This window comes from Robertmurraya massiliosenegalensis JC6, assembly GCF_000311725.1.
Classification (GTDB): Bacteria; Bacillota; Bacilli; order Bacillales; family Cytobacillaceae; genus Robertmurraya; species Robertmurraya massiliosenegalensis.
Window position 1 is genome coordinate 1,025,789 of sequence record NZ_HE978511.1, and the last position, 25,109, is coordinate 1,050,897.

The window sequence follows — 25,109 nt, forward strand, 5'->3', positions numbered from 1 at the left end:
AAGACCGCTGAAACAAATGATTGAGAGACTAAATCGTACCTTTAAGGGCAATTATCGCTCTACTCATGGATTCGGCTCTGAACAGGGTTCCGTTTCTTACGTCACCTTATTTACGGCTTACTTTAACTTTCTACGCCCTCATGCCGCATTAGAAGGGAAAGTGCCTGTGGTGAATCCTGAGCTTAAGGGTCTTCCTACTATGCCTGCACGTTGGACAAAGCTCATTGGATTAGCTCAACAATGGATAGTGGAGCAGAGAGCCGCCTAACTTTTTGTTTAGCTGAGCCCTTGGCTAAATAAGCAATCGGCGGAGCGAACTCTTGACAAACCGAACTGGCCAATGGTTTAAAATGGAAAGAACCAAGGGCTTATTTGGCATGCCTTCTTTTTGTCCCCTTCGCCCTTGTCAAGGTAAAGTCAAACCATTGGCGTGTTTGTCAAGAGCGATTGCGAGGCCTTCCCACCTAATAAGTAGAAAAGAACCTACACACCTAGTTAGTTTTCATAGATCTTTTGACACTACCGATTAACACAACGACATTCCTTTTTCTCTCTTTCGTCTCTACAGTATCCTCACCCGTTGGTAGTTCAGGCATTTCAAAACCATGTTCATAGTTCACTAACTTATCATAATAATCTTCATAGATAATCATAAACCTCATCCTTGGTTAACTCTTGATGTTCTTCAAAGTATGTAAGAAGTTCTTTCTCGATTATAGCCTTAAATTCAGAATCGTAAAATTTACCATAATCGCCAACATTCCACCCATGGCCCACCTCTAATTCCTTATCCAAATGTTCTTTTACTAATATACCTTCTGATTGTTTTATCATTGTTTCTACTGTTGTCGGCGCTTTTGGAATTTTAACTGACTCCGTTTCCTTTTCTTCTTCTGTATCTGCTACTTTCACCTCTTGTTCTTTTTTCGGTTCTTCTGTTTGGGTTTGATTCGAACAGGCTATCATGAGCAGCATGGATGAAAAGAACAGAAGTAATCGTAATTTTTTTCTCATCGCTTTCCTCCTCTCTTTTGTATAAATAGGTTTACGATAGATAAACCAAGTTAGTTTCTGGGATAATATTCCTGTTTTTTATTTCCAAATAGGAAAAATGGCATAAAAAATCCCGCTAATTAGAGATTAGCGGGGAATAATTCTTATTGTCCAGCTCCGTAAAGCTCTTCAAGAGGCTTCATGATGATTTGGTTTAATTCATTAATAATAACGCTCATACGTTGTTCTGCTTCCATCAGCTTCCCAATCACTTCATGCTGCTGTACAAGAGCAACTGTTTTTTGGGCTTGTTCAACCTCATCTTGTGTGATCTCTTCACCCATCATTTGCTTCTGTTGCAATTGTAATTGAATGTTACGGAAATTCTCGAACATGTTTCGAGCTGTTTCATCTGCATTCACAAGATCATACATTTTCTTAAGATCGCTTAATTCATCACTATTGCGAATTGCTCTTTCTAGCTCATATGCTGCATCATGTAAATTTACTGCCATTTTAAATATCCACTCCTTTTTTAGAACTCAGGTCCTACTTCATCCATAGGCTTCAACTATGAAATGTCAATCCATACAACTATAACAAACTATGAAAGAAATTGCACATATGTGTGGATCGCTCTCTTTTCCATAACATACTAAAAGCCATGTTTCCATTTCGATTAGCCAATGACGAGGACAATGATTCCTTGAAGTAGGCCGATTGCCCCACCAAGTAATGCTCCTAAATAGGTGATCATTTTCAATTCTCGTCTCGTAATAAGAAGAACCATTTCTTCCAACCTTTCGACCGAGAAAGATTCGACTTGTTCACGAACGACGTCAGCTAGATGCAATCTTTCCATCATCTCTTCCATTTTATTTGAAAGCCAGTTTCCAAGCATGAGCACTGCTTGAGGGGCGATATTATCAATTATTTTATCTCGATAAGGCTCAGCCAAAACAGCAATAGGTGTTGCTAGGATTCGATCAACACGAATAACCTTCTTAACTGTTCTCTTTATCGTATTTAAAAGTTGTTCCCTTCCGAACTGTTCTTCAATTGTTTCAGCCTGCCATTCTAACACCTTATCCCATTCTTTTCTTAAAAGTGTTGTGACAAGCTCTTCTGTGCCTTCATTATTTAAAAACTTCAATAATTCCTTTTGAATGATTCCCGTCAGGCTCACGTTTCCCAAAAACATTTGCATCATGTTTCCAAGCATCCCGCCGCGTCCTTTCACAAAATCATCGACCATTCTTTCAATCCGAAGTTCCCCTTCTACACTGGAGAAATACTCTACTCCCTTTTGAAGAATATAGTGACTAATTTGCGGGATTTTCGAGTTCATTTTCTCTAATAATTCCTCTGACAATATCGATTTAATCGGAACTTCTCTGTATTTTTCCATCAATTGGTCATATTTGTTTTCAAGAAAACGTTCAAAATTCTCTTCAATCCACTCTTGCCCATTTTCATATCCAAGCTTTGAAAACAGTTCATCAAGATTTTCTTCTCTCGATAAAAGTTGTTCCAGCTCCTTTTGAGCCAATTTTGTCATTTCTTGCTGAAAGCTTTCATTCATAAACTTCTTTTGAATGCTTTCTGGCGTTAACAGATGTTCTACGACCATCACTCCGAGCTGAGTAGCCAATTCATCTCTACGTTTTGGGATAAGTCCTGGGGTGAACGGGACTCTCCAGCTACCAATATAGATTGGTTTGTATGGGCGAAAGAGCATTTTTATCGCAATGGAGTTTGTAAATCCTCCAATAATCGCTCCAATGACAACCATTAACACAATAATTAAAACTGTATTCATATTCATCAACCTTCCATCCTCTTCTAAAAGGGAGCCCTTCTGCCTAGAATAGGCACAACTCAACGTTTTTTTTCATACGATACTCATAATCAGCTTTTGCCTATATGAAGTAAAAGAACATATATCCAATATGGCTATTATATATGGAGCTACAAAGACGAGCAAATGAGGAATGCTTATGTCATCAACTTCTTATCTACCTATTACGATCATACCGACCAAAACGTTTCATGATCCGTACAATACGATTTTTTTCTCTAGCTCCTTGCTGAATTTTTGGGGGATGAAACCCGGTCAAGAAGTCACTCTCTGTATCGGTACGAAAGCAAGACTTGTCACTGTTGATACAAAAGCTTTAGAGAAAGAGCAAATTCTGATCAATGAACAACTGCTCTTAGAATTCCCCTTACCACTCAAACGTCTTTCATTTTTAAGCCAATTCGATAAAAAACAACAACGTCTGTTCATAGGGCCCATATTTGCGCTAGTGACCGAAATTCATGAAAGTGAAGAGAATGAGCCGAGTTTTCGATCCATACATTCATTCGCTGAGGAGCTTCATTATACCGTCGAGACGGCTGGAGGATTATTTTATATATTTCATATTAAAGATTTTTCGCTTGATGAAATGAATGGTTATTTTTACGACAAAGATCACTGGAAAAAAAGTAAATTTGTCTTACCTAATGTCATTTACAATCGAATCCATTCTCGAAAATTGGAATCGAGCTCCTTTTTTAAAAGCAAGATGGAGGAAATCAATCTAAAACAGATTGCTATTTTTAATGAACGCTTCTTATCAAAATGGGAAGTCCATAATCTTTTAATTCAAGAAACACATTTACATCCATTCCTACCGGAGACAGCTTTATATGAAAGTCATACATTCCCGGCCTTTCTTGAAAAACACAAAACTCTTTTTATAAAACCATTGAATGGCAGTCAAGGACGGAATATTTTCAAAGTTTCCCTTGAGGACCATCATATTCTCGTAAACACTACTTCGATAAGGGAGCATGAACAAATAAAAAGCTTTCAGCATATAGAAGAGTTTATAAATTGGTTTCAAAAACGTCAAAAACAGACCCCGTTCATTATGCAGCAAGGAATTCCGTTAGCAATGTACGTAAATCGGCCACTTGACTTTCGAATCCTCTGTCATAAGGATCACAGCGATTCATGGAGAGTGACCTCGATTGTCGCAAGGGTTTCCGCTAAAACCGAATTCGTCTCAAATCTAGCTCGTGGTGGAGAAATGATGAAGGCTGCCAAACCTTTAACCCATTTATTTGACCACCAGACAGCCCGATCCCATATATCATTTATGAAGGAACTCTCTATAGAGGTTTGTAAAATCATCAGTCAATCCTCTCAAGGAATCGTTGGTGAACTTGGGATTGATATCGGCATTGATTCGAACGGAAGGATTTGGATTATTGAAGTCAATTCAAAGCCCTCGAAAAACATGGAAGAACAGCAAACAAAAATCAGACCATCAACAAAGGCGATCTATGAGTACGGAACAGCACTCGCTTTCCAGCATTTAAAAAGGAAAAATGAATAATTTTCATATAAAATTTCATAAAAAAACACAATGAAAACAGCTTGAGAAGCAATGACTGGGGGAAATGAACATGCCTACTACTCTTGGAATAATGACGTTAAACTTACAAAATGAACAGGGGTATTTTACCGAAATGGCAAAGCGTGCAAAACATTTTAATATCGATTGCTACCGCTTCATCCCATCTAATATCAATCCTCAATCCGAAATGATTCAAGGTGAGGAATTTGACAGTAACCAAGAAATATGGAAGAAAAAACTTTTTCCACTTCCATCGATACTTTACGATCGATGCTTTTATGGTGATGATTTTCATTCAAAGCAATGTAAAGCAATTGTCGATTGGCTAAAGACAAAGAAATCCGTTCACTTTCTCGGTTACGGATTGCCTAATAAACTGAAACTTTACGATGTCTTAAGTCGTTCATCCCTATCTCCCTATTTGCCGAAAACCGTTAAAGTAACATCTCCAGAAATGGTGCACCGACTCTTACAAACCATGAAAGCAATCATTATAAAGCCCATTAATGGTTCACAAGGAAACGGTGTCTATTATATTGAAAAAACCGAGAAATTTTGGATAGTGAGGACAGATAAAACAGAAATTCAGGCTTCCCGTTCTTTCTCCGATATGTCACAGTTTATTCTTTGGCTCGAAAGACTTCTTCTAAAAAAGGAATTTATTCTTCAGCCTTATTTACCTTTATTCAATGAATTTAATCAGCCCTTTGATATCCGTTCCCTTTTACAAAAGGATGCAGAGGGTGAATGGCTTACTGTTGGGAAAGGCATCCGCATGGGAAAAGTGAATGGCATTATCTCAAATTTAAGTGGCGGGGCATCAGTAGTTGATTTTGAATCTTGGCTAAGAGCGATTCCAATTCAAAAAAGAGCATTTATTAAGGAAGAAATTGAGGATATTCTAAGGAATCTTCCCCTTATTCTCGAGCAACATTTTCCACCCTTATTTGAACTTGGGGTTGATATAGGGATGGCTCGAGACTACTCTCTGTGGATTCTGGACGTCAACTCCAAACCAGGGCGAAAAGTATTGTTGCAAAGTATGCCTGAATCAAGCGACTACCTTTATGAAAGCCCCTTACTGTACGCAAACACCATATTAAAAAGGAGCAAATGGTCTCATGAGAAAACATTATCAGATTGACATCATGGAGGATGCCAAAAACATATTTTACCTTCCCGCAGATATTCAAAAAACGAACGTCCAAAAAATCGCTTACGGTACTTTTTCAGTCGAAGTTCGAGGTATTCGTCATCCTAAGGGGCAGAACAGGTTAGTCATTAGCCAAGACATCGCCACAAAGTTAAAGCTACCTAATCTACAGACACCACTCCATCTATTTCTACACGATCAAACGCTCTATTTAGGACCACTCGTTGGGATCTTTTCATCTGGATTTACTCCGTTTCCATTAAGACCGATCGGCGAACGTTCCTTGTTTTTTTCTAAGCTACTTTCTGTAGAGAAATTAGTTGGGGCACACGCCTTCATCTTTGGGGAAGAGCATATCAACTGGGAAAACGGAACGATCGAAGGTCTTTTCTATTTAGAAAATGGCTGGGAAAAGATAGAGGTTCCTTTTCCAAACGTGATTTACGACCGCCTTCCAAACCGTCGTAGTGAAAAGAAAGCCATCCTCTCAAAAATAAAAGATAGATTACAAAAGGAATACTTAATTCCGTGGTATAACCCAGGATTTTTTAACAAGATGGATGTTTATGAACGCCTTCAACAAGATTCTGCAAGCTCGCTTTATTTACCTGAGACCCATCCTTTCACTTCTTTTTCTATGATTGAAAAAATGCTTGCCGATTATGGGCATGTCTACATTAAACCAATCAACGGAAGTCTCGGACTTGGCATCCATCAAATCATCTATGACCGTGAGTCTCAAACTTATTACTGCCGTTATCGGGAAAAGAATGGCGAAAACAAGTTGAGGAAATATCAAACGCTCGAAGCGCTCTTTAAGCATGTATTTAGAAACCGCAACCTCTCTCATATGCTTGTACAACAAGGAATCCATTCGATACGAGTCGATAAGCGAACCGTTGATTTTCGCATTCATACGAACAAAGACACGGAAGGAAATTGGCAAGTAACAGCCCTTGCTGCCAAGGTCGCTAGTCCTGGAAGTGTGACCACCCATATCAATAATGGTGGAGTTATTAAAACCTTGGAAGAATTATTTGCTTCTCCCGAAAAAGAAAAAGAGGCAGTCAAGAAATTAAAAGAAGCTTGTCTAACACTGAGTCATGCGTTAGAGAATTATATGGAAGGAATCATCGGAGAAATTGGTTTTGATATGGGGATTGATCGAGACGGAAATGTCTGGCTTTTCGAAGCAAACTCTAAACCAGGACGCTCTATATTCAAGCATCCTCATTTAAAAGAGTTTGATCTTTTAACAAGAAGACTCTCATTAGCCTTTTCAATCTTTCTAACAGAACAAGCAATCATCAATCCTGAGGAAGTCTTCAAATGATCGTTTATTACGATGCTCGAACTGAATCGTGGTTTCATACGGTCCAACATCAACGATATACGTTTGGTTCTGAGGAGATCCCTCTATTATTTCGAGAATCTCCGACTCCCACTTCCATTCCCTTTACGGTAGAATCAAGTCAGCTCAACCTTGGCCCGCTTGTCGGTATATTAGCGGGCCGGAAAGGGAAGGAATCCGTCGTTGGAAATGGCACTCTTTTTAAAAAAATACAAGAAAGCATGGCCGAACATCATGGTATAGCGTTCATTTTTACATTAGACGATATCGAGCAAAACAGAATAAAAGGTCATGTATATTTACCCGAGAAAAAGAGCTGGTTCAAAGTGTATAGTCCGTTTCCCCATATTGTCTACAATCGACTACCTTTTCGAAAACTGGAAGAGTCAGTTAAATATCAATCAGCACGCAGGCTCTTTCAAGAAAAAAAGTCTGTTTTTTTAACCCTTCTTTTATTGATAAGTATGAGCTCTATAAAATCTTAAAAAAAGAGCCTACACTAGAGAAGTTTTTGCCTAAGACCATTCTCGTAGAAGATAAGGAAATGTTAAGAAATTTCTTGGATAAATATGAACAAATTTATCTAAAACCAGCTAACTCAGCAAAAGGAAAAGGAATTTTCAAAATACGTAAAAACGCTGCAACAATTGTTGTGACTGAGTATTCACGCAAACTGTTCTTTCCTAGCTTGGAAGCATTTTGGACAGAATATGAGAGTACCTTCCTAAAGAAAAATTACATTGCTCAAGAAGAGATTACTCCTCTTTTATATGAGGGAAATCGATTTGATTTTCGAATTCTTGCCCATTTTGATGGTCAATCCTACCAAGTTTCGGGTGTGGGAGTTCGTCAATCTGGAAAGCAAAATGTAACAACCCATGTCCCGAACGGAGGAAGAATACTTGATTTTAATGAAGTAAAAAGACCTGGAGATGAACAGTTTATAGAGAAAATCGTCAATCTTTGTGGCGAAATTCTTTCACAGCAATTAGGCTTTTTTGGAGAGTTTTCGATCGATGCAGGGCTGACAGACAAAAGAGAATATGTCATTTACGAAATAAATTCTAAGCCCATGAGTTTCGATGAAGAGCATATTGAAAAAGAAAGAATTGACTCTTTAATGGCTTTATTTTATCAGCTTTTTAGATCGCAGCTATTTTCGGATTAGAAAATAGCTATTTTTTTGCAGTCGTATCCCCCACCCTCATGATAAAATGATTTTAAGACAGTTGTTAAAATGGAGGGTTCCGGCATGATTACACATTTTCAATTCAAATCTTTATATGAGCATCAAGAAATACCTGGATGGAGATTTTCTTTTTACTTTGATAAAGTGAAATATCTCGGTACTTATCTGCCAGATGGAACGATTGAATGGACAACCCCACCAGCATCAGAAAACAAAGAAATTATCACGAAACAAGTTCATGAAATTATGACCTTTCATGTTTATGACCATTAATAAGCGGTTTGTTCAACCGCTTTACTCCTGAATAAATACTACTTCAACCGTTCCACAATGTGTACATTTGAGAAGATGGGGACATTGTTCATGATGATAATCATTTGCATAGCCATCCTCAAGCTTCATTTGGTCAATCGGCATGTACGGACTATAATCATCATAATAATCCATCACTCTTCCAGCATCTTCTAATAGAGCCCCACATACACCACATGTTTTTTCTACATTTTGAAACCCATTGCAGATTGGACATACTCCCATTTCATTTCCCTCGACTTTCCCTTTAAGAACTTGATGTAATAGCTTATTAATAGTGTGTGTTGTTTTTTCACTTGTATAAGCGATCGATTCGTTCATCAAAAGGAAAAAATTCCCGCAAAAAATAATCGAATAAAACGGTTCAAAGATTCCATACTATAAGTAAACACCGAAGCACCAATACAATTCACTGGGTTAAACCAAGTAAAGGTAGCAAGTTCACTTGCTTGCTGGTGCAATTCCAGCTAACCCAACCATTATTCAAAAATCATGAAGGAGAGTGTACATCAATGGCTAACAACAATTCTTCAAATCAACTTTTAGTACCTGGGGTATCTCAAGCACTAGACCAAATGAAGTATGAAATCGCTAACGAATTTGGTGTAAACTTAGGTGCTGACACTACATCTCGCGCTAACGGTTCTGTTGGTGGAGAAATTACAAAGCGCTTAGTTCAAATGGCTGAGCAACAATTAGGCGGCAGCTTCTAATAATTAGTATGTGAATAGATAGTACAATTTAATAAATATGGCTTTAGCCCCCTTCTTCATGAAGGGGGCTCCATTTTGTTGGTTATTTTTCTACGTTTGTCAGTGCGTTGCCGATAAAGTATACGAGGATCATCAAACTTGCAATGGCTAATGTAACACTTAATTCTTCCATCTTTTCTCCCCCTTTTTGCTATGTACTTATTCATTTTTAAAGTACCACAGCAAAAGGGAGAGGCTCCGTAACATTTCGCACTATTTTGTGTCAATAATTTGTATTTTTGTTGAACATTTTTCAAACGACCTGTGATTTACATTACCCCGCTTTTGTCGACTGCCCTTTTTGTAATTGATACATTTGGTAATACTTTCCTGCCAATTCCATTAGCTCATCATGGGTTCCACGTTCTACGATTTCCCCTCTATCTAACACGATAATTTGGTCAGCATTACGAATCGTCGATAATCTGTGAGCAATGACAAAAGTCGTCCTTCCCTTCTTCAAAACATCCATTGCCTCTTGAATGATGACCTCTGTTTCTGTATCAATACTTGAAGTCGCTTCATCCAATATTAAAATAGCTGGATCAAAGGCAAGGGCTCGGGCGAATGAAATGAGTTGTCTCTGTCCACTAGAAAAAGTACTCCCTTTTTCTAGAACAGGTTCATCAAACCCTTGTTCTAAATTCCGAAATACTTTATCTGCACCAACATCCTTCAACGCCTTTTCAACTTTTTCCCTTGAAATCGAAGGGTCATCAAGGCTGACGTTTGAAGCAATTGTTCCGGTAAATAAATAAGGATCTTGAAGAACAATGCCCATATGTTTACGTAACGTTTGATGAGGAATATCTTGAATATTAATTCCATCTATAGAAATTGAACCTTTTTGACAATCATAAAAACGAAATAGCAAGTTGATGATTGAACTTTTTCCTGAACCAGTATGACCGACAAGAGCGACAGTTTCTCCCTGTTTCGTCTCAAAATCGATATCCTTTAGCACATATTCATCTTCCTTATAACCGAAATAAACGTTTTGAAAAGAAACATTTCCTTTGTATCTTGGAATCATTTGATCAACCACGTCAATTCCCTCTTCATCTAAAAGCTTGAAGACTCGTTCACCTGCCACTAATGCTTGTTCTAAATTAGCAAGCTGATTAACAATCCCTTGCACCGGTTGGAAAAGACGAGTGATATAATCGACAAACGCATAAAGCATCCCCAGCGAAATAACAGAGCTCGCACTTAAGGCTTCTCCTCCAAAATACCAAATAAAAGCAACAAACACGATATTACGTAACACACCCGCTAAATTATGGGAAGTTAACGAGTTTAAATTAAGAAGTTTATTTTGGAATGTAAAATGTTCATGATTTAACTTTTCAAAATCAGCCTTAATCTCTTTTTGACGATTAAAAGCTTGAATCACGTTCATCCCTTGAATCGATTCATTAACCATCCCATTAATATCACTGTTTCGAGCACGAATGACGCGATTATACTTGGAAGCAAACTTGCGATAAAGAATAATCCAAGCATACAATATCGGCATCAGCAGTATACAAATAAGAGCTAATTTCACATTTAAAATAAACAGGGCAACATAAATACCTGTAATGTAAATGATGCTTGTAAAGAAAGTCGAAAGTACAGTTACATATAGTTCTCGAATCGCTTCCGTATCATTCGTAATTCGGGCGACGACTTTTCCTGCTGGAAGATTATCAAAATACTGGATTCTCAACCTTTGAATTTGAGCAAAAACGTCTTCACGCATTTTCTGAATGATTCGATTGGCGGTTTTCTGCAACACATATCGTTGACCATATTGGAAGAAGGCCGCAATAATGAGTAATCCAAAAAATAAACCTAATAATTTCAACATTTTCGGCACTTCTGGCAAGTAGAATTGCAACAGTTCAGCACCACTAATCGCCGTTGCCTCATAGGTTACACTTTGTGAGCCATTTGCTATCGTAAGTAACCCCTTCTCAAAGGTACGTCCCCCGTCGAATTCAATAGTTCCCTCCACGAAAACAAAGCTCCTATTTACCTGGAGAATCCGTGCACTCCCCAACCTAACATCGTTCACATCAAGATAGTCTTCTCTTTTATAAAAATGTCCATTGTACTCAACCGTATCTTTTCCACTTTCTGTTTGAACCCAATTCGATTCAATTCCAAGCACATGATTATCGATTAAATGTTTGGCAATGAAGGGACCAGACAAATCAGTCGCAACAGATACAGTGAGCATCAATAAAGCGGCAATGATCATCTTCTTATAAAGAAGGGCATAATCCACTAAGCGTCTTCCCGTTGTTTTCATGATGATACTACCTCCCCTTCAATTGCTGATTGCACCAGCTGTCTATCGTGTTGCTCCTTATACCAACCATTATGCGCAAGCAATTGCTCATGAGTCCCTTCTTCAATGACTTTTCCATCATCGAAAACAAGAATTCGATCTGCATGCTGAACAGCAGACATTCGATGCGTACTAATAATCGTCGTTTTTCCAGAACGCTCTTGACGGATATTTTCAATGATTTTTTGCTCCGTTTTGGCATCAACAGCAGACAAGGAGTCATCGAGAATTAAAATTTCTGGGTTCTTAATAAGAGCTCGGGCAATTGAGATTCTTTGCTTTTGTCCTCCTGATAAGGCAACCCCTTTTTCTCCAACCAGTGTTTCTAATCCTTCTGGCAACATTTCTAAATCCTTTTTAAAATCAGCCAACTCAATCGCTTTATTTAGTTCCTCTTCAGTTGCTCCTATTTTTCCAAAAAGGATATTTTCTTTTACAGACTTCGAGAATAGAAAATGATCTTGAGGAACATATCCAATCCATTTCCTTGTATCCTCTAATCTTTGTTCATCCAGTGAAACTCCTGCTACTGTAAGCTCTCCTGAACCACTTGGATATTCTCGTAAAAGCTGCTTAATAAACGTCGTTTTTCCACTTCCTGTCTTTCCAACAACACCTAGCGTCTCTCCCCGATTCAAGTTCACTTGAACATGCGCTAAATTTTCAACCTTTGATGAAGGATATTGAAATGTCACATCCTTAAAATCAATTGATCGTGGTTCTTCTACATTTGTTGGATTTTGCGGATTCTTCACATCCTGCTGATACGCCAATGTTTCCTCCACTCGATCTAGAGACGCATTTCCTCTTTGCATGACGTTAATTAGTTCACCAAATGCAAACATGGGCCAAATGAGCATCCCTAAATACACATTAAAAGAAACAAGCTCTCCTAAAGTAATCGTTTGATGAAAAACGAGATAGGAGCCATAACCAAGTCCAATAATATAACTTAATCCCACTAAAATATGAATCGTCGGATCAATAAGGGAGTCAATTTTAGCAACCTTTATATTTTTCCGATACACATCTTCTGTCATCGTATGGAATCGATTCTCATCTGCCCGCTCCTGCACATATGCACGAATCACGCGCACACCTGCGACAGACTCTAACACTCGATCATTTAGTTCTCCAAATGCATCTTGTGCCTCAGTAAATCTTTTATGAATCCTATCACCATACACCTTCATTAACCAAGCCATTATCGGCAATGGAAGAATCGCTGCCAGTGTCAGCTTCCAACTCACCAAGATGGCCATTGTACAAAGAATCGTTAACATAAACACACTGGAATCAATGAGGGTCAAAATGCCAAACCCAGCGGTAATGGATATTGCCTTTAAATCATTGGTTGCTCTCGCCATTAAATCACCCGTCCGATTTTTCTCAAAAAAGGTCGGTGTCATTTTTAATAAATGATTCATAAATCTAGAGCGAAGCTTCCTTTCAACGAGGTAGGCACCACCAAATAGCTGGTACATCCAAATATAAGTGACCCCGTAGGAGACAACGGTGATTACAACAAAGATTCCCATATATTGAAAAATCTTTTCACTTGTCATACTTCCAACATGCATATCGTCAATTGCCATCCCCACTAGTCTTGGTGGCATCACATCTAAAATTCCTACAAAAATGAGTAAAGTGATCGCAACTGTGTATCTTTTCCAATTTTCTTTAAAAAACCAGCTTAACTTCTTAAGTATTGAGAACAAAAAAACACGCTCCTTTCATCTGTCAAAAACTTCACTAACCACCTTCAAGCTCCACCGTTGATACGATTCGGACAATTTGCAACATATTCATTCCTCCTTATCATTTTAAAAAACTATAGTAAACGAGTTACCTCGTTTGCTAAAACAACTATTAGTAAACGAGTTACCTCGTTTGCTAAAAATGGGATCAAAAAAAGGCATATCGAACTCATGCGACATGCCTTTTCTCATATAAGTGCACACGCTACAGGAAATCGTAGACCAGTGCCTTTAATTAAAGATCAATAATATTAGATCAAATACTAGGTATGGTTACGTTTTGGTTGTATTTAGTTTGAGCTTGAAGTTGAATTCTTACAATCATGTTCGTAACCTCCTACCTTTTCATATTTTTTCCACTTTGTTAGCTTATCACTGTAAATATTAAAAGTCAATTCCCATTTTTCTAAAAAGTCACAACCTATTCGACGTAAACAGCTGTTCCATATGCAATAATTTCTGAAGCATTTTGCATAACAGTTGAGCTTTCCAGCCGAGTAGCAATAATCGCATTCGCACCCTTTGCCCTTGCATCTTCCACCATACGGCCAATTGCTTTTTGACGAGCTTCATCCATCATTTCGGTGTATTCGCTAATCTCTCCACCGACAATTGTTTTCAATCCTGCTAAAATATCTTTCCCTATATGCTTCGATTGGATCGTATTCCCTCTTACAAATCCTTTAAGTTCCTTCACTTCTTTTCCTGGTACAAAATCAGTAGTTACGATAATCATTTTCATCATCCTCCTCTTTCTCTTTTATTCTTTCTACAATTAAGACAATAAAGATCGCAAGCATCGCTAAGCCCGACAAAATAAATATTAAGATTCCGGCAGTAATGTTGAAAAAAAGGATGCCGAAACCAAGTAGTTGCCCAAGAACGCTTAAACTTAATAATAATTGCTTTAGTTTCCCCATTTTCATCAGTCCTTCGATTTCCTTCACCTAATAGGTAGTTCTTATTTAGTCTCCACTTTTACATACGATCCTAGTTGGAGAATAGGTTCAAATTTTATAAAAAAAAAGACTGGGACATAACCAGCTTCACCTTTCTCTATTTTTGTATATGTTAATTTTGCCTTAGCGCAAGACTTTCGATTTTCCTCGTACAAAAAAATCGAGGGAAACTCAAATTCGCCTTCAAGAATCCAATCGATTTCCACTTTGTCAAAATTTCAACTATAAGACCCTGTTTTGCTCCAACCATCACTCACCCTTAAGCGGAATTTTTCCTGTTATCTTTTCATACCGCTCCGCCAACTGCGGCGGAATTTATACACTCCAAACTAGAATCAAAAAGTTGTTACCACCGACTTTTTGACCCAGCCTCTCAAATAAAATTAAGCTTTACTTTCTTTAACCTCTGCTAACATAATTTCATTTTCTCTTGTGTATTTTGGAAGGGTGAATAAATAAAATACGCCAACTAAAATGATACAGACTCCAACTAGCCAATAAAGAGCGTCGATTGATAAAAATGTTGGAAAACTAATGGTGACAAATCCTAATGTTATTGATTGGGAAAGCATCATAAGTGGAGTGATCATCCCTTGTACCCTTCCCATCATCTTTGGATCGACGATGCTTGGCATCCAACCGCCAATTCCAATATTAACGAGCGGAAGTGCTAAAGCAGAGACAAAAATGACGGCCATAAATAGGATAATATGATTCGGTATGGATGATGCGATGACAAACACTCCTGTAATAAAGAGGCCAATAATAATTAAATGATACAATTTTATTTTCTGACTTAAAAGGGAGGCAATGAGACTTCCAATTAACACACCAGCTCCAAATACAATGCCAATGATAATTGAGAATTGTTCATACGTATCAGGTGCAAGCTTAAATTTAAGCATAAAAATCGGCATGACAGAAAAACCGCCATTTACAATACCAAGGACAAAGAAGCCAATTAATAAAGTTCTTAACAGCTTATTTTTCATAATATACGAAAAACCAGATTTAAAGTCTCCGATCATCATTTTACTAGTTAAATCTTTGATGCGATGTTTTCCATTAGGCATTCGAACGAGATCACTGATTTTGCATGCTCGAATTAATAGCGCGCTGATCACAAATGATAAAAAATCCACTACTAATGCTCCATATACTCCCACCGTCCAGTATGCAAAAACACCCAGACCATTCCCAAATAACATAAACAAACTCATAACGAGTTGATTTAACCCTGCAGCTGTCGTGTAATCATCCTTCTCGAGTATTCCTTGTACCATTCCATGTTCGGCAGGAAAAAAGAATTTTTGCACAGCACTTCGAAGAAAGAGGACGGCAAAAATGAGAGGCATCCAACCAACATAAATCGTAATGATTAAGGATAACGATAAAAGGGCACTAATCCAATCACAGTAATAAGCTATTTTCTGTCGGTCCATTCGGTCAGCTAATACTCCCACCATAAAAAAGACGGCCAATGTTGGCAAAGAGTACATCAGTTCCGTAATCGAAGCATATGCAGGTTGATCAGTAAACCGATCCAATAAATAAAACATAAACGCTGTTAATCCAATTGTGCTTCCTAACTGTGAAGTGAAATTCGCCAAAAACAAACGCATGTAATTACGGTTTTGAAAGATTTCTTTAAATTTCTTCATCTCGTTTCTCCCATCAGCTTTTTATATCTCTATGTTAAGGGAGAATTTTTCTGCTATTAAGAGACCGATGATGGTTTCTACTTCCGTCTCCAGACGGAAAAGAGGTGGTTCGCTAATCCTTTGCTAATTCGTGAAATCTTTCTAATGAGGCTTTCTCATCCGTGCTACTGAAGATTCGAAAATACTCTTCATCAAGTATTCGAAAATGTTGGCTAAGAATATTTTGCTGGAGAATGAAGCCATTTTTCTTCGCAATTTCTCTCCACCAAATCTTTCCACCTAAAGTTTTTTCTTTGCGATAATCAATTCCGTCCCGCGCTACTGTCTCAAGTACTTCAAGTGGTTCATTTCCAAAAAGATACTGAACCGTTTCCGTTTCACGAAAAAGGGCTGAAATCGTCACAACTGTTGGCCAGTTGGCATACATTCGCCCTTTTTCAATTTGGACTAACGTCTTTTTCGATACACCGATAATTTCTGCCATTTTATCCTGTGTATAGCCTGCTTCTGTCCGAATAAGTCTTAATTTTTCAGATACCTTCAAAATAATCTCTTCTCTTGTCACCCATCGTCATTCCTTTACGCAGATTTCTCTAAATTTGTTGTTTTCATAAATGTCCAAAGGTCGACATTTACACCCCACACTTAGTTCAGAGGACAAATTTTTCTTGCGCAGCACTTTTCTTCGTTACAATGAAGTAAATTATGAATAAGACCATTCTTAGCAATGAGATACTGATTATAACCAAGTAATAGAAAGTGCCTTCCTTATGTATAATTTGGTGTAAATTTACACTATATACACCTATTATACAAGATAGGTGACCTGCTATTCAAGGGAAACTAGACTTGTTTCTCCTTTCCCTCACAACATGAACTACTTGAACATGAGCTTTTAATCTCACAACTTGCGCATTTCCCTTGCTTTGACCGTTTAATAAATCTCCAAAGCGCCCAGCTTGCATATCCAAATATAAGTCCACCAATGACCACATTTGCCATCATTTTACCGCCTTCCTTTATGGATTTACTGGATGTTTTCGCACTAAATTCGTGAAGTAATGAGCATTCATTCGTTTTCTAAAAACCGACTAGACTTCCAATCTGATAAATGACTAGAGAGAGTACATAGGCAATAAATAGAGCATACCCCATCGAAAAAGCGGTCCATTTATACGATCCTGTTTCTTTTTTGATCGTCGCAACTGTCGCTAAACATGGAATATAAAGAAGAATAAAGACCATAAAGCTGTACGCTGCAACAGGTGAAAAGCTATTGATCAATAATCCTTGTAAGCTTGCTTCATCAGGAACAAAGTAAATAATATTCATCGTTGAAATAATTGCTTCTTTTGCTAAAAAGCCTGTTAAAAGTGATGCTCCTGCCTGCCATGTCCCAAATCCCAAGGGCGCCAATAGCGGTGCAAACACGCCACCAATCATCGCTAAAAAGCTGTCATCCATCTCTACATTCACACCTTGAGGTCCAGCGTAAGACAATAACCAAATCAGGACTGAGCCAGCAAAAATAAAGGTACCTGCCTTTTTAACAAAACCCTTCCCTTTTTCCCATGTACTCTTCCAAAGAGCTTTTCCTTGTGGAAGTCGATATGGTGGAAGTTCGATCACGAAAAAGGATGTTTCACCCTTTAAAATCGTAGCTGAAAATAATTTCGCCAAAATAAGTGCAACAACAATGCCAAGAATATAAAGTGATAATACAATAAGTGCTTTATGATAGGCGAAAAAAGCTCCAACGAATAAAGCATAAACTGGTAATCGAGCGGAGCAAGACATTAAAGGTGTCAGCAATACGGTTAACATTCTTTCTCTAGGTGTTTCAATTGTTCTCGCTGCCATCACACCAGGCACATTACATCCAAATCCAATCATCATCGGAATAAAAGCTTTTCCGTTCATCCCAACCAGTTCCATTAATCGATCCATCACCAATGCGACACGAGCCATATAGCCTGAGTCTTCCAATAATGAAATAAAGAAGAACAGAATAAAGATCTGTGGTACAAAGACTAGAACTCCTCCTACTCCAGCTACGATGCCATCAAGCACTAAAGCATGGATAAAGGATGAGGCGCCGATAAAGGTTAAAAAGTTTTCAAGTCCCGATGTGATTGGTCCTGAAATCAATCCATCAAGTAGATCAGAAAGCGGAAAGCCAAGCCAATCAAATGTAAGCATGAACAAGAAATACATAACAACAAAGAAAATCGGCAATCCCAACCATTTATTAGTAATAATCATATCGATTTTTTCAGAGAGTGGTTGTCTATTTTCTCCTTGTAAATAGGTAGACTTTTGTAAAAGCTCCGAAATCGCTGCTTGTCTTTTCCTATAAATATATTGTTCTATCGTTCTTTCCTGCTGTTGTAAAAGTACTGCTGTTGTTGTTTCGTGAACAAAGGCCTCTAACACTTCTTTCTCAATAAAATCTTGTAAATACGTTCTGACATCTTGATTTCCTTCTAATAATTGCAGTGTTAACCATCTAGCAGAATGCGGTGATTTCCCTTGAAGTAATTGCTCGAATTGACTAATTGCCGCATTCATTTCGTCGCCATACGGTACACTGAAATGACTAGTGCCTTCCGTTTTGACGGTTGTCGCCATTTCGGCTAGTTCCTCACAGCCTTTTCCACTACGTGCGATAACTGGTATTGTTTTAGCACCAAGATGGGAAGAGAGTTTGACCACATCGATTTCAATTCCACGTTTTGATGCCACGTCTACCATATTTAAGCCAATTATGATTGGCTTACCGAATTCAAGAAGTTGAATCGTCAAATGTAAATTTCGTTCTAATTGGGAAGCATCGACAATGTTTAGCATTCTATCAAATGAATCATGAAGCAAAAAGTGGGTAACGACTCCCTCATCCTTTGATAGTGGATTAAGTGAGTACACTCCTGGCAAATCAATTAAAGAAGCTTTTCCCTTTTTAAAAACTCCGACCTTTTTCTCTACCGTTACGCCGCTCCAGTTTCCAACATATTCATAAGACCCCGTCAAATGGTTAAACATCGAAGTTTTTCCTGTATTTGGGTTTCCTAAAAGGGCAATATCCATTATAATCCTTCCACCTTTATCGAATATGCTTCACGACGTCTGATTCCAACACATTGCCCACATGATTCAAGCATAACTGGTCCACCAAAAGGCATTTTGCACTTGATACATATTTCTGAACCTTCTGTTATGCCTAAATCAAGGAGACGTCTGCGAACTAATTGATCAGCACTTGAAATATCAATAATCTTAGCTCGTTCACCTGTTCCTAACTTCGACAACATCTTAATCACCTAATTTCATTTAATTGAGAATGATTCTCTTTCGTTATAGCACGATTTTTTCAATAGAACAGTGTGAAAAGTCACTCCAATTAGACTAAAAACCTTTAAATCACTCCAATCCTTATGAGTACTACATGTTTGGGTAATATGGAATTTTTTTGAACTTTTCATTTATCCAAGATTTTTCTTTTCAATTCGACGCATAGGATAGTCATATAAAGGAGGAGACGTATGTTTACTATGAAAATTGATCATGAAATAGAATTACAACTGCTCCAGCCCCATCATGCTGACGAGTTTTTTCATTTAATAGATTCAAATCGTTCTTATTTAAAAGAATGGCTTCCTTGGGTAAATGAAGTGATCTCCCCAGTGCAAACCCATCGGCTTATTTCACACTGGATCATGCAATTTAGTGAGCAATCCGGATTTAGTTTAGGGATCCGTTACAGAGGTAGATTAGTTGGCAACATCAGCTCGCAATTTATAGATTGGAATAATCGTCAAACATCGATAGGCTACTTTATTGCAAAAGATGCACAAGGTCACGGAATCATGACCAAAGCTGTGCGAGCTGTATTGAATTATTCCTACTTTCAATTAGGTCTTAATCGGATTGAAATTCGTTGTGGAGAAAAAAATGCTAAAAGTCGAGCTATTCCAGAAAGATTAGGTTTTACGTATGAAGGCTTCGTTCGAGATGGAGAGTATTTGAATGGACGTTTTCATAATTTACTTATGTATAGCTTGCTCGCACGGGAATGGACTAGACAGTAAAGGTAAAGAGGAGAATGCTTTTTTACCATGTGATTTGAGCGTACGATTTTTGTAAGATCTCGATATAAAAGCTCTCATTCTCTAAGTCTGTTAAGAATTTTAACAGATTTTTTTGTATTTTCTAAGAAATTTCCAGAGAACCGTTCATATTCATGGCAATTTATAATAAACTAAAGGTAACATATTTTTTCATAACCACAACGTTTGACTGTATGGTTTTGCATCCTTTATAATCATATAATAGGAATAGATTGAGGTGATATGATGGGGCATTGTATCGTATTGGCGAACTAGCAAGTATTGCACATGTATCAAAAAGAACGATTGATTATTATACAAGTATTGGACTTTTAAAAGCTCAACGCTCAAAATCCAATTATCGGATTTACACAGAACAAACTTTAGAGGATTTACGGTTTATTGAAGAATGCAAAAGTCTTCATATTCCACTTGAAGAGATTAAGAGAAAACTAGAAATTAAGAAAATAAAAGAAGTCCAAGAAGGGGAACTAAAGAAACATATCCTTTCGGTAACACAGCAAATGAAGCAGCTTCAAATCGATTTAAATGTTCTCATTCCATTGATCGAAAATCTTGAAAACGGTCAAGCGGAGAATTATTCCAAGTTGCTAAATACTGAAGGTGAAGTGTTATTAAAGTCCCTTTCCGAATTACATGGTTAGACTAAATTTTTGAATTTATTGGGAGGTGACTCCTTACTCGTTTCTTGCGAGATAAGGAAATTTATTTGGACATATTTAACTTGGTTTTATTAGCCATTTTGATTGCTTTAACGGCATTTTTTGTCGCTTCAGAATTTGCGATCATTAGGATAAGGAGCTCAAGAGTAGAGCAGTTAATTGATGAAGGAAGTAAAAGTGCAATTGCTGCGAAAAAAGTTATCACTCATCTTGATGAGTACTTATCGGCTTGTCAGCTTGGGATTACTGTTACAGCTCTAGGAATTGGTTGGTTAGGAGAACCGACTATAGCAAAAATGCTAACTCCTATATTTACGGAGTTTAATATTCCTTCTGCTTTATCCCATGTTGTTTCAGTCGCGATAGCTTTCTTATTTATCACATTTCTCCATGTGGTTGTTGGTGAGCTTGCTCCTAAAACCGTTGCTATCCGTAAGGCAGAACAAGTCACACTTGTTGTGGCGAGACCACTCATATGGTTTTACCGCCTGTTTTATCCATTTATTTGGACATTAAATGGGTCAGCACGAATCATTGTGGGATGGTTTGGTTTAAAGCCTGCTAAAGAGAGCGAAGAAGCACATTCTGAAGAAGAACTTAGACTGATTTTGTCTGAAAGTTATAAAAGTGGTGAGATTAACCAATCTGAGTTTAAGTATGTAAACAAAATCTTTGAATTTGATGATCGAATCGCAAAGGAAATCATGGTTCCTCGAACCGAAATTGTTTCCTTATCAAAGGATGACACGCTAAAGACATTTTTAGAGGTCATGTATGTCGAAAAGTTTACCCGTTATCCTATCATTGATGGAGATAAAGACCACATTATTGGCCTGGTAAACTTAAAAGAAATCATGACCGATTTATTAAATCATCCTGAAATTGCCGCACAGACACTAGAATCCTATATTCGACCAATCATCCGTGTCATTGATACAGTCCCTATTGGAGACCTATTGGTCAAAATGCAAAAGGAGCGTATTCATATGGCCATTTTAATGGACGAATATGGCGGGACATCTGGTCTAGTTACTGTTGAAGATATCATTGAAGAAATTGTTGGTGAAATTCGCGACGAATTTGATATGGATGAAATATCTGAAGTACGTAAGATCAATGAAGACCATTACATCCTTGACTCTAAGGTACTTGTCAGTGAAGTAAATGATTTGTTTAATCTCAATATTAATGATGAAGATGTGGATACCATCGGAGGCTGGATTTTAACAGAAAATTATGAAGCCCAAGAGGGTGACACAATTGAAATAGAGTCTTACTCTTTTAAAATCATTGAGATGGAAGACCATCATATTAAATATATTGAGGTAACACGATTAGCTGAAGAAACGGGTGGGAATATTGAACAATTTCCCTTAACCAATTCTTCCATCGTTTCATAGAAATTTACAGAGTACATTGAAAAACCCATTTCTAGTTCCTCTAGAAATGGGTTTTTCCCTTTTTTCATGACTACTAAACCTTTTCTTTTATATAAAACTCGCATTTAAAAATATGGCAACTTCCCACCTATAAGTAAAAGACAGATGAAATATCTCTCACGTAGTTGGATAGCCGTCTAAATCGATTTTTTTCCCTAGATTTCGGTTTAAGTACAAAAATGATCTTAAATAACAAAAGCTCCTACAAAACGTAGGAAGCTTCCGGTTTATCTAATTCGATTCCAACATCTCTCCCTTAAGCGGAATTTTTCCTGTTATCTTCTCAATGAAATCCCTTTTAGGGGAAATAGCGGAAGATTTTCCGCTTATGGAAGGCAAAAGCGTTTATTTTGGCATTTTTTGAGGGAATAGCAGGAATTTTTCCTGTTATTTCGGCTCTTTTTCATGATACTTGCTCATTAAGCGGAATTTTTCCTGTTATTTTTTCATGCCGATACTCCTACCATTTATCCGAACCTTTTATCAAACACTTATCCACATGTTCCAGGGAATTTATAAATTTCTGGACAAAAAAACTGAATCAAAAAGTCAGTACATTCGACTTTTTGACCCAGCTCCATTATTTCTTATTTAAAAACCATTGCTGCTTTCACTGCTTTTTTCCAACCTTCATACAATTCTTCACGATTCTCTTCTTCCATTGTTGGTTCAAATTTACGATCTACCGCCCATTGCTTCGCGATCTCTTCTTGGCTTTCCCAATAGCCAACTGCAAGTCCAGCTAAGTATGCAGCTCCAAGTGCAGTTGTTTCATTAACAATCGGTCTTTCAACTGAAACATTAAGAAGGTCACTTTGGAAATCCATTAAGAAATTATTCTTTACTGCTCCTCCATCTACACGGAGTTTCTTCAAAACAATTCCTGAATCTGCTTCCATTGCAGATAAAACATCTTTCGTTTGATAAGCAAGAGATTCAAGAGTTGCTCTAACGAAATGTTCTTTTGATGTTCCACGAGTTATGCCAAACACAGCTCCACGAACATCACTATCCCAGTAAGGAGTCCCTAATCCCACAAAAGCTGGAACTACATATACACCATCTGTTGATGCAACCTTTGTTGCATATTCCTCGCTATCTTTCGCATCTTTTAACATTCTTAAACCATCACGAAGCCATTGAATAGCAGAACCGGCGACAAATATACTACCTTCTAAGGCATACTCCACTTTTCCGTTAAGACCCCATGCAATCGTAGTAAGGAGACCATGTTCAGATTGAACCGCTTTTTCACCTGTGTTCATAAGCATGAAACAACCGGTTCCATATGTGTTCTTTGCCATTCCTGAATCAAAACAAGCTTGCCCAAACAACGCGGCTTGCTGGTCACCTGCTGCTCCTGCAATCGGAATTTCTTTTCCAAAGAAATGATAATCCACTGTATGTGCATAAATTTCTGAAGAAGGACGAACTTCTGGAAGCATCGCTTTCGGAACTTCAAGGATTTCCAATAATTCTTCATCCCATTTTAATTCATGAATATTATACATTAATGTTCTTGATGCATTAGAGTAATCTGTAACATGGGCTTTACCACCAGATAATTTCCAAATTAACCAAGTATCAATCGTTCCAAATAGAAGTTCTCCACGTTCAGCTCTTTCACGTGCTCCCTCTACATGGTCGAGAATCCACTTTACTTTCGTTCCAGAAAAATATGCATCAATAAGCAGACCTGTTTTGCTACGGAATAAGTCAACGTGGCCTTTTTCCTTAAGATCTTCACAAATATCGCTCGTTTGTCTTGATTGCCAAACAATTGCATTATAAATTGGTGTACCTGTTTCTTTATCCCATACGACAGTTGTTTCCCTCTGGTTCGTGATTCCAATACCTGCAATCTGTTCAGGTTTAACGTTGGATTCAGAGAGTACCCCAGCAATAACAGATAGAATCGAACCCCAAATTTCATTCGCATCATGTTCTACCCATCCTGGACTTGGGAAATGCTGTGTAAATTCCTTTTGGGCTGTGTATTTTATTTCTCCCTTTTGATTAAATAAAATGGCGCGTGAGCTTGTTGTTCCTTGATCTAATGATAAGATGAATTTTTCCATTTTTAATTCCCCCATTTTAAGCTGCTTGATTTGTTTTATCATAAATTGTTGTTTGGTTTTTACTTGCAACAAAAGCAATTGCAAGAACTACTACAGTAATAACTAATACGATCCATAAAGCCGTTGTCACTGTTTGTAAGAAGACTGCTTGATAAAAGACTGCACCGATACTTCCACCTAGTAGTGGGCCCACTACCGGAATCCATGAATATTTCCAGTTAGAACCACCCTTCCCAGGAATCGGGAGCAATGCGTGAGCAATTCTTGGACCAAGGTCACGGGCAGGATTAATCGCGTAACCTGTAGAACCTCCCAAAGACATACCGATTACAACAATGAGTAGACCGACAGCAAGTGGATTTAACCCTTCAGTAAAATTATTTGCTCCTATAAATAATAACCCAAGAACAAGTATAAATGTACCAATGATCTCACTTAACAAATTTGAAAAAGTATGTGGAATGGCTGGTGATGTTGCGAATACACCGAGTTTTGTACCTGGATCCTTTGTCTCTTTCCAATGTGGTAAGTAGTGTAAGAATACGAGTGTTGCTCCTAATATGGCGCCAATAAATTGGGCAACAATATAACCAGGAACATCAGCCCAAGCAAAATCGCCAGTTAAAGCCAGTGCCAACGTTACAGCAGGATTTAAATGGGCGCCACTTACCTGTCCAACAGCAAATACCCCCATTGTTACTGCAAGTCCCCATGCAAGCGTTATAACAATCCATCCTGCATTTTTTGAATAGGACTTTTCTAAAGAAGAACCAGCCCCAATCCCAGCACCCAATACAATTAAAATCATGGTACCGATAATTTCTCCAATAAATGGTGTCATCCTTTTCTCTCCTCACTAATAAAATGTAATCGGTTTACTTCGATGACGAAAAAAAGGAGACACGACAGATCACCCTATTATCTAATAGGCGCTGTGTGAGTC

General features: G+C 37.8%; 26 protein-coding genes and 1 pseudogene. 11 read left to right on the top strand and 16 right to left on the bottom strand.

Going from position 1 to position 25,109, the window contains the following annotated elements:
- Positions 1-268, top strand: a pseudogene (locus BMSHG_RS05170) (DDE-type integrase/transposase/recombinase); the annotation flags it as partial.
- 223 nt (positions 269-491) lie between these two features.
- Here BMSHG_RS05170 and BMSHG_RS28145 read toward each other — a convergent pair.
- The 4 genes from BMSHG_RS28145 to BMSHG_RS05190 form a co-directional block, all read right to left on the bottom strand.
- On the bottom strand, positions 492-653 hold the full coding sequence (locus BMSHG_RS28145) for a hypothetical protein (RefSeq protein WP_019153379.1): 162 nt from the start codon (positions 651-653) through the stop codon (positions 492-494).
- A complete protein-coding gene (locus tag BMSHG_RS05180; protein ID WP_019153380.1) occupies positions 640-1,014 on the bottom strand; it encodes a hypothetical protein in 375 nt (124 codons plus the stop codon). Before BMSHG_RS05180 ends, BMSHG_RS28145 begins: the two co-directional genes overlap by 14 nt.
- Before the next feature lie 143 nt (positions 1,015-1,157).
- Positions 1,158-1,508 (bottom strand): YlbF family regulator, encoded by a 351-nt coding sequence (locus BMSHG_RS05185; RefSeq protein ID WP_019153381.1) that lies wholly within the window; start codon positions 1,506-1,508, stop codon positions 1,158-1,160.
- 164 nt (positions 1,509-1,672) lie between these two features.
- Positions 1,673-2,818 carry a DUF445 domain-containing protein gene (locus BMSHG_RS05190; RefSeq protein WP_019153382.1) on the bottom strand — a complete coding sequence of 382 codons (1,146 nt, stop codon included), beginning with the start codon at positions 2,816-2,818 and terminating at the stop codon, positions 1,673-1,675.
- Between the two features lie 172 nt (positions 2,819-2,990).
- On the opposite strand from BMSHG_RS05190, the gene BMSHG_RS05195 reads away from it, so the two are divergent.
- The 6 genes from BMSHG_RS05195 (at position 2,991) to BMSHG_RS05215 (ending at position 8,363) form a co-directional block, all read left to right on the top strand.
- Complete coding sequence (locus BMSHG_RS05195) at positions 2,991-4,376, top strand: YheC/YheD family endospore coat-associated protein (RefSeq protein WP_019153383.1); 1,386 nt, start codon at positions 2,991-2,993, stop codon at positions 4,374-4,376.
- A 70-nt stretch (positions 4,377-4,446) separates the two neighbouring features.
- Positions 4,447-5,541, top strand: coding sequence for a YheC/YheD family endospore coat-associated protein (locus tag BMSHG_RS05200; RefSeq protein ID WP_019153384.1), 1,095 nt, complete (start codon positions 4,447-4,449; stop codon positions 5,539-5,541).
- Complete coding sequence (locus BMSHG_RS05205; RefSeq protein ID WP_019153385.1) at positions 5,519-6,883, top strand: YheC/YheD family endospore coat-associated protein; 1,365 nt, start codon at positions 5,519-5,521, stop codon at positions 6,881-6,883. The genes BMSHG_RS05200 and BMSHG_RS05205 overlap by 23 nt, the downstream gene beginning before the upstream one ends.
- Entirely contained in the window at positions 6,880-7,386 is a 507-nt protein-coding gene (locus BMSHG_RS27015) for a hypothetical protein (protein WP_051030896.1), read from the top strand. The genes BMSHG_RS05205 and BMSHG_RS27015 overlap by 4 nt, the downstream gene beginning before the upstream one ends.
- Complete coding sequence (locus BMSHG_RS27020) at positions 7,380-8,069, top strand: YheC/YheD family protein (protein WP_235776329.1); 690 nt, start codon at positions 7,380-7,382, stop codon at positions 8,067-8,069. The genes BMSHG_RS27015 and BMSHG_RS27020 overlap by 7 nt, the downstream gene beginning before the upstream one ends.
- A gap of 84 nt (positions 8,070-8,153) precedes the next feature.
- Positions 8,154-8,363, top strand: a complete 210-nt coding sequence (locus BMSHG_RS05215) for a DUF5342 family protein (protein WP_019153386.1) — start codon at positions 8,154-8,156, stop codon at positions 8,361-8,363.
- A 21-nt stretch (positions 8,364-8,384) separates the two neighbouring features.
- Here the strand turns inward: BMSHG_RS05215 and BMSHG_RS05220 are convergent, their stop codons facing one another.
- Entirely contained in the window at positions 8,385-8,726 is a 342-nt protein-coding gene (locus BMSHG_RS05220) for a hypothetical protein (protein WP_019153387.1), read from the bottom strand.
- 188 nt (positions 8,727-8,914) lie between these two features.
- Between BMSHG_RS05220 and BMSHG_RS05225 the strand changes: the two genes are divergently transcribed.
- Positions 8,915-9,115: an alpha/beta-type small acid-soluble spore protein gene (locus BMSHG_RS05225; RefSeq protein WP_019153388.1), complete on the top strand. Its 201-nt coding sequence runs from the start codon at positions 8,915-8,917 to the stop codon at positions 9,113-9,115.
- Positions 9,116-9,428: 313 nt separating this feature from the next.
- Here the strand turns inward: BMSHG_RS05225 and BMSHG_RS05235 are convergent, their stop codons facing one another.
- The 9 genes from BMSHG_RS05235 to BMSHG_RS05280 all read right to left on the bottom strand — a co-directional run bounded on the left by BMSHG_RS05235 (position 9,429) and on the right by BMSHG_RS05280 (position 19,171).
- Entirely contained in the window at positions 9,429-11,447 is a 2,019-nt protein-coding gene (locus tag BMSHG_RS05235) for an ABC transporter ATP-binding protein (protein ID WP_019153390.1), read from the bottom strand.
- On the bottom strand, positions 11,444-13,204 hold the full coding sequence (locus tag BMSHG_RS05240) for an ABC transporter ATP-binding protein (RefSeq protein WP_019153391.1): 1,761 nt from the start codon (positions 13,202-13,204) through the stop codon (positions 11,444-11,446). Before BMSHG_RS05240 ends, BMSHG_RS05235 begins: the two co-directional genes overlap by 4 nt.
- Before the next feature lie 460 nt (positions 13,205-13,664).
- A complete protein-coding gene (locus BMSHG_RS05245; protein WP_019153392.1) occupies positions 13,665-13,979 on the bottom strand; it encodes a YbjQ family protein in 315 nt (104 codons plus the stop codon).
- Positions 13,960-14,163, bottom strand: coding sequence for a hypothetical protein (locus BMSHG_RS05250; protein WP_026073338.1), 204 nt, complete (start codon positions 14,161-14,163; stop codon positions 13,960-13,962). The genes BMSHG_RS05245 and BMSHG_RS05250 overlap by 20 nt, the downstream gene beginning before the upstream one ends.
- Before the next feature lie 422 nt (positions 14,164-14,585).
- Positions 14,586-15,863: an MFS transporter gene (locus tag BMSHG_RS05260; RefSeq protein ID WP_019153395.1), complete on the bottom strand. Its 1,278-nt coding sequence runs from the start codon at positions 15,861-15,863 to the stop codon at positions 14,586-14,588.
- Positions 15,864-15,975: 112 nt separating this feature from the next.
- Positions 15,976-16,428 (bottom strand): helix-turn-helix transcriptional regulator, encoded by a 453-nt coding sequence (locus tag BMSHG_RS05265; RefSeq protein WP_019153396.1) that lies wholly within the window; start codon positions 16,426-16,428, stop codon positions 15,976-15,978.
- 278 nt (positions 16,429-16,706) lie between these two features.
- On the bottom strand, positions 16,707-16,868 hold the full coding sequence (locus BMSHG_RS27390; RefSeq protein ID WP_083879222.1) for a FeoB-associated Cys-rich membrane protein: 162 nt from the start codon (positions 16,866-16,868) through the stop codon (positions 16,707-16,709).
- Between the two features lie 75 nt (positions 16,869-16,943).
- Positions 16,944-18,947 carry a ferrous iron transport protein B gene (gene feoB / locus BMSHG_RS05275; protein ID WP_019153398.1) on the bottom strand — a complete coding sequence of 668 codons (2,004 nt, stop codon included), beginning with the start codon at positions 18,945-18,947 and terminating at the stop codon, positions 16,944-16,946.
- A complete protein-coding gene (locus BMSHG_RS05280) occupies positions 18,947-19,171 on the bottom strand; it encodes a FeoA family protein (RefSeq protein WP_019153399.1) in 225 nt (74 codons plus the stop codon). The genes feoB and BMSHG_RS05280 overlap by 1 nt, the downstream gene beginning before the upstream one ends.
- Before the next feature lie 231 nt (positions 19,172-19,402).
- Here BMSHG_RS05280 and BMSHG_RS05285 point away from each other — a divergent pair, with 231 nt between their 5' ends.
- From BMSHG_RS05285 to BMSHG_RS05295, 3 genes are all read left to right on the top strand, one after another.
- Positions 19,403-19,948 carry a GNAT family N-acetyltransferase gene (locus BMSHG_RS05285; RefSeq protein WP_019153400.1) on the top strand — a complete coding sequence of 182 codons (546 nt, stop codon included), beginning with the start codon at positions 19,403-19,405 and terminating at the stop codon, positions 19,946-19,948.
- 272 nt (positions 19,949-20,220) lie between these two features.
- On the top strand, positions 20,221-20,631 hold the full coding sequence (locus BMSHG_RS05290; protein WP_019153401.1) for a MerR family transcriptional regulator: 411 nt from the start codon (positions 20,221-20,223) through the stop codon (positions 20,629-20,631).
- Between the two features lie 65 nt (positions 20,632-20,696).
- On the top strand, positions 20,697-22,049 hold the full coding sequence (locus BMSHG_RS05295; protein ID WP_026073339.1) for a hemolysin family protein: 1,353 nt from the start codon (positions 20,697-20,699) through the stop codon (positions 22,047-22,049).
- A 626-nt stretch (positions 22,050-22,675) separates the two neighbouring features.
- Here BMSHG_RS05295 and glpK read toward each other — a convergent pair.
- Both glpK and BMSHG_RS05305 read right to left on the bottom strand, forming a co-directional pair.
- A complete protein-coding gene (gene glpK, locus BMSHG_RS05300) occupies positions 22,676-24,166 on the bottom strand; it encodes a glycerol kinase GlpK (RefSeq protein WP_019153403.1) in 1,491 nt (496 codons plus the stop codon).
- A 16-nt stretch (positions 24,167-24,182) separates the two neighbouring features.
- Positions 24,183-25,007 (bottom strand): MIP/aquaporin family protein, encoded by an 825-nt coding sequence (locus BMSHG_RS05305; RefSeq protein WP_019153404.1) that lies wholly within the window; start codon positions 25,005-25,007, stop codon positions 24,183-24,185.
- Positions 25,008-25,109: the final 102 nt, after the last annotated feature.